At 59.8% G+C, this 5,046-nt stretch carries 2 protein-coding genes; both read left to right on the top strand.

Annotated elements, in window-relative coordinates; all coding sequences use genetic code 11:
- Positions 1-459 precede the first annotated feature (459 nt).
- Entirely contained in the window at positions 460-2,349 is a 1,890-nt protein-coding gene (locus DXC52_RS07695; RefSeq protein ID WP_117746794.1) for a carbon starvation protein A, read from the top strand.
- A gap of 184 nt (positions 2,350-2,533) precedes the next feature.
- Positions 2,534-4,693, top strand: coding sequence for a hypothetical protein (locus tag DXC52_RS07700; RefSeq protein ID WP_117746795.1), 2,160 nt, complete (start codon positions 2,534-2,536; stop codon positions 4,691-4,693).
- The last annotated feature ends 353 nt before the right edge of the window (positions 4,694-5,046 follow it).

Genomic DNA, 5,046 nt, shown 5'->3' on the forward strand with positions numbered 1-5,046 from the left:
AAGGAAAGCACTTAATGTGCTTTCCGTCTTGCGCAGGACTGTAGAGCAGGAAAGTTCATATGCGCCGCCCGGCTCCCGCGGCTCTCAGGGGCATCTCTCATGCAAAAACTGTCGTGGGATAAAGTCCGAGGTCAATGGCGTTTTGTACCGAGAAATTCAAAAAAGTTGAAAATTCATTACATATTTGCGTTGACTTTAGGTAACTAAAGTTTCATACTCCTTTTCAACCACTGGGGGATGTGAACACGCACGGATCGTTCACATCATGATTGAAGAGGATTTCTTAGACATGTTCACGCATCAGCTAAACATTATCAGCGTAGTAATTATCTGATGCGGGTTAGCACATACAGCTAGCCCGTACGATAACGGGCGGCTGATAAAGATGAGGGCCGTCGAGCGCAACCGACGGCCCTCATTTTTTATGTCTAGGAAGTTCTTTTTAGAGGAGGAAATGTAATGAACGGAGTTTTGCTCATGGTTGTGGCCGCGGCGGTGCTCGCCTGCGGCTATCTGGGCTATGGCCGCTGGCTGGCCAACAAGTGGGGCGTTGACAAAGAGGCCCTCACGCCGGCCAAGCGCATGAAGGACGGCAAGAGCTTCTCGCCCGTCTCCGCCTTCACCGCGTTCTCGCACCAGTTCAGCTCGATCTGCGGTGCTGGCCCTGTCACGGGTACGATCGTCGCCATGGCCTTTGGCTGGCTGCCCGTCGTGCTCTGGGTCCTCGTCGGCGGCATCTTCTTTGGTGCCGTCCACGACTTTGGTGCCCTGTACGCTTCGATGAAGAACAACGGCAAGTCGCTCGCTCAGCTCATCGAGAAGTACATCGGCAAGACCGGCCGTCGCCTGTTCCTGCTGTTCTGCTGGCTGTTCTGCATCATCGTCATCGCCGCCTTCACCGACATGGTCTGCAAGACGTTCATGTTCACCCCGGCCGTTGACGCTTCTGGTGCTGCTACCGGTGCCATCGACTTCACCAAGTCCTATGCCGCCGGCTGCGCTGGTACCATCTCCATCCTGTTCACCTTCGTCGCTATCGCCTTTGGTTGGGCTCAGAAGAAGTTCAGCCTCACCGGCGCTGCCGAGTTCGTCACCGGCGTTGTCCTCATGGTCCTCATGTTTGCCGTCGGTATGCAGTTTCCGGTCTACCTGGACAAGTTCCAGTGGTTCGCCGTCGTCATGGTCTACCTGGTCTTCGCTGGCGCTATGCCCATCCAGATGCTCAAGACCCCGCGTGACTACCTCACTTCCATCATGATGATCGTCATGATCGTCTGCGCTGTCCTCGGCATCGTTGTCCTGGGTGTTCACGGCCAGGCTACGATGACCGCTCCGGTCTTCACTGGCTTCTCTGGTGCCTCCGGCATGATGTTCCCGGTCCTGTTCGTCTCCGTCGCTTGCGGTGCTCTCTCCGGTTTCCACAGCCTCGTTTCTTCTGGTACCTCCTCCAAGCAGGTTGAGAAGGAGCAGGACGCCGTCAAGGTCGGTTACGGCGCTATGGTCGTCGAGTCCTTCGTCGGTATCCTTGCCATCATCGTTGCCGGCATCATGTTCTCCGACATGAACACCGCCGGTACCGGCGCCCTTAACGCCGGCGTCGCTTCCACCCCGTTCCAGATCTTTGCCGCTGGCATCTCCCGCGGTATGCAGGCCTTCGGTGTTGACGGCACGCTCGCAACCGTCTTCATGACCATGAACGTCTCCGCTCTGGCCCTGACCTCGCTCGATGCCGTCGCCCGCATCGCCCGCACCTCGTTCTCCGAGTTCTTTGCCCAGACCAACGACGCCCTGGCCATCGAGTCCAAGGCCGGCTACATGAAGGTCCTCGGCAACCCCTGGTTCGCCACGGTTGTCACCCTGCTTCCTGGTCTCGCCCTCGCTTTTGGTGGCTATGCCAACATCTGGCCGCTCTTTGGTGCTTCCAACCAGCTGCTCGGCGGCATGACCATGATCACCCTCGCCGTGTTCTGCAAGTGCACCGGCCGCAAGGGTTGGATGCTCTACGTGCCCGTCGTCTTCCTGCTCTGCTGCACCTTCACCTCGCTGGTCCAGAGCGCCATGGGCTGCATGACCGCCGTCCAGGCCTACGGCTTCTTCGGTACCATCCCGGCCACCGCTACCACGGCTGCCGTCTCCGTCGCCGCCACCAAGGGCCTGCAGCTCGTCTTCGCCGTCCTGCTGATGGTCCTGGGCCTCATCGTTGCCGTCAACTGCCTCAAGGAGTTCTTCGGCAAGGAGGCCGGTTCCATGCCCGACGAGGAGCCCGAGTGGTCCGAGATGGGCAAGGCCGAGTATGGCCGCGCCGCTGCCGCCGAGGCTCCTGCCGACGCCGAGGCCGCCAAGGCCTAGTCGACCTGACGAGTTGAACGTCACATCTATATGACTCGGAAAGACCGGGTCCGCGACTTCGCGGGCTCGGTCTTTTTTTCATGCAAAAGCGGGTGACGCTCGAGTGTTCTCGCAGATGTTTTGCATGGATAAGGGCGCGCGTTGTACCATATGAACGTATATGTGTGCATATGAAAGGGGCCCCGTGGCCAAGACGGTATATTCCGATAACCAACAAAATGTCGATGCTCTGGCTGAGCGTCTGAGCGGACAAACGTCGCTTTCTGCCGAGCGGGCCAAGCTGGTTGCCTACGACCTGCTCTGCCGCAAGGCACTCAAGATCAAGTCGAGCGCGCTGGCACAGATTTTTCGCTCCGTGGATAAGGAGTGCGATACCAAGGCGATGCGCGATGAGCTTATCGCGGCAAAGATCGTGACCAAGATCGAGGGCAGCGGCATTAACGGCCGCCCGGCGTTCTATACCATCAATGCCGAGATTCATGATGCCCAGGAGCAGCCTGTCGAGGATTCCGTTGAGGCGCCTGCTGCGGAAGAAGTCGCCCCGCGTGAGCATATCGATACTGACGAGCTGCTCGATGAGCATGTCGTGCGTGCCTTTACCGCCAAGGCGGGCCGAGGCGGCTTTGGCGGGGGCGGCAAGCGCGATGCGCAGCGCCGCGCTCAGCAGGAGCGATTCCGTCGCGCTGTGGCTCAAAAGGATGGGGCCGTTACCGATGTTGTCGAGAACGAGCCTGTCGCCGAGCCGCAGGAGCCTGTGAAAGAGGAAAAGTCCGCTGAGCCTCAGGAACCCAAGCGTTGTCGCGGTGCGCATTTTAAGGCCGAGCAGCAGGATGTTGTGCGCGAGGCCGAAGAGGCTGCCGAGGTTGCAGACGATTCCGAGAAGCCGGCCAAGAAGGCCTCAGGCTCGTGCCGTCCCGGTCGCGGCTTTGCAGGTCGCACGTACCCCGTAAAGCGTCAGGAGAAGGTTAATCAGGTTCCGGAGATGCGGGCCGAGAAGGCCGTGAAGCCTGCCGAGCCGGAAGTCCGTGAACAGAAGCCTGTTGATGAGCAGACTGCGTCCGATACGGAGACTCAGGGCCAGCAGCCTGCGGTTGAACAGACGGGGGAGGGTACTTCGAGCAAGCCTCGCCGCCGCCGTCATCGTGGCGGTCGCGGCTCTAACGCTCAGGATGCCGCCGAGAATGTAGCGCCGCGCGACGAAGATGCGAAGGTGGATGCTCCAATGGAGCAGCCCAAGCGTCAGCCGGCGAAGGAGGGCAAGCCCGAACGTTCGCAGAAGCAGACGTCTACTTCGAAACGTGAGCGCAGTGTCCAAGGCGATTCTAAGCGCAAGTCTCAGAAGAAGCCCGATTCTGCTGCAGCAGATACGGCTGCCCAGCAGACTGAGTCGACTACCCATGGCGAGGTTTCGGCGTTTGCCCTGGCACGCGTTCTGGGCAGGCAGCTGCTCAAGGTCGTCCCCACGCCCACGGCGCTCTCCAAAATTAAGGAACAGCAGACCCAGATCATTAAGGTCGAGGGCAAGGACAGCAAGAAAGCTCCACAGCGCGCCCAGCACAACGAGATGTCCAATCGCAAGATTGCCGAGGAAATCGCAATCATCCAGGCTTGGGTCGAGCAAAACCGCGGTGCCGATACTCCGGTTGCCTCGCGCCGCCAGCGCGCCTACCAGATTTTCAATGACGAAAAGGCTTTTGACGGCAAGCATGGCGAGCGCCTGATCAGGCGTATGACCGAAAAGGGCATCAGCATGCAGGCGATTAAGGTCGCCCCCAACCGTCCGGTGCACTTTACGGGCTTCTTTACGCTGGGCGCCGACAAGCCGTTCATTATGGTCGAGAACCTGGATACCTATGACGAGATCGTCAAGCTCCTGCGCGGACGTAAACATGCCAAGCTCTTTGGTACCAAGGTGGGCGGCGTAATCTTTGGCGGCGGCTGCAAGGCGAGCGTCTCGCACGCACTGGATGATTACCTGGCCGAGATCGGCTATCGCTTTACCTATATCTACTACGTGGGCGACATCGATCGCGAGGGTGCGCGCATCGTCGAGCAGGCCCGCAACGCCAACGTCGTTGAGATTCGCCTGCATGCCGGAATGTATCGCGCCATGCTTGCCGAGCATAAGCGCCGCGTGAAGGCCGGCGGCGCGTGCGAGCCCGCGGCTGCCAACCAGGGCGTGCCGCAGAACCTGGCGGCGACGATCAAGGATCTGCCCATGGTTACGCGCGTGCAGTTCCGCAACGTGCTGCGTGAGGGCGGACGCATTCCGCAGGAGATTCTGATGACCGCCGACTATCGGGATGGCGACTCGGGAAGCTTCGACCGCATGCTGAATAATTAGTTCCGCCGGCCCCGGGAGAGCGGGGACACCGGCTTAGGTTTCCTGCTCTACAGTCCTGCTCACGACGGAGGCCACATTAAGTGGCCTCCTGTTCGTGCGGAACTCGCGATAAACCTAAGCCGGTGTCCCCGCTCTCCCGGGGCCTGTGGTTACTTGGTTGTTGCATACGGCTCGCTTTTCGGAACTGGGCTGATAATTCTAGATGTAAGGCGCTCTTGGTTGATATGGGACGGAGGGATTCCGCGTCCGCCTTTTCGGCGGCCGCGCCCCGCTGCGTCGCTTCGCTCCTTGCGTGCTGCGCTGGAAAACGCTTCGCGTTTCCTCAGCTCCGCACCCTTGCGGGTTCGAATCCC

The organism is Collinsella sp. TF05-9AC (assembly GCF_003438495.1).
Taxonomy (GTDB): Bacteria; Actinomycetota; Coriobacteriia; order Coriobacteriales; family Coriobacteriaceae; genus Collinsella.

Bases quoted from the DNA above. Each gene is read 5' to 3' on its own strand.
- DXC52_RS07695 (WP_117746794.1), top strand. From the start codon at position 460: ATGAACGGAGTTTTGCTCATGGTTGTGGCCGCGGCGGTGCTCGCCTGC.